Source organism: Photobacterium andalusiense (assembly GCF_900185625.1).
Taxonomy (GTDB): Bacteria; Pseudomonadota; Gammaproteobacteria; order Enterobacterales; family Vibrionaceae; genus Photobacterium; species Photobacterium aquimaris.
Genome location: NZ_FYAJ01000059.1, coordinates 1 through 609 on the forward strand (window position 1 = coordinate 1; position 609 = coordinate 609).

General features: G+C 46.6%; 1 protein-coding gene. It reads left to right on the forward strand.

All coding sequences use genetic code 11. The features are described from left to right. Positions 1-609: GEVED domain-containing protein (locus tag PAND9192_RS20765; protein ID WP_234999236.1), on the forward strand; the 609-nt coding region annotated here is incomplete at both ends.

A 609-nucleotide genomic window follows, 5' to 3' on the forward strand; every position in this document is an offset into this window, starting at 1 on the left:
ATGCAGAAGACGGTGCCAGTGGTACCGCTTCTGGTGCAGGCGATTACCGTAGTACCCTCAGTGATAATGGCCCGTATCATGGTTTAAATAGTAACTTATTCATGGGATCTGCCGTACCAGATGCTGAGGGCGATGCCAATACCAGCTCTGCGGCTACTATGGCAGATGGTGATGATACTACCGGCAGTAATGATGAAGATGGTGTTATTCTGCCAGCGATAGATAACAGCCCGGTACCGAGCAGTTATACAGCCACGGTTAATGTCACCAATAATACCGGCAGCGATGCTACTTTATACGGTTGGATTGATTTTGATCGTAATGGACGCTTTGATGCTGATGAAATGGCAAGTATTACTGTTCCAACAGGCACAACAAGCAGTGATATTGCCGTTACATGGTCGAGTTTCCCTGGTATTGCAACAGGGTATACATTAAGTCGATTCCGCTTAACCACCGATACCTTAACCCATTCAGGTACTGCAACAGCAGAAGATGAACGAGCACTCGGTGGGGCAATCAACGGTGAGGTTGAAGATCATCGTATATATATCGGCGATCATGATTTTGGTGATGCGCCCAATAGTTATCAAACAACAATGGCAGCTC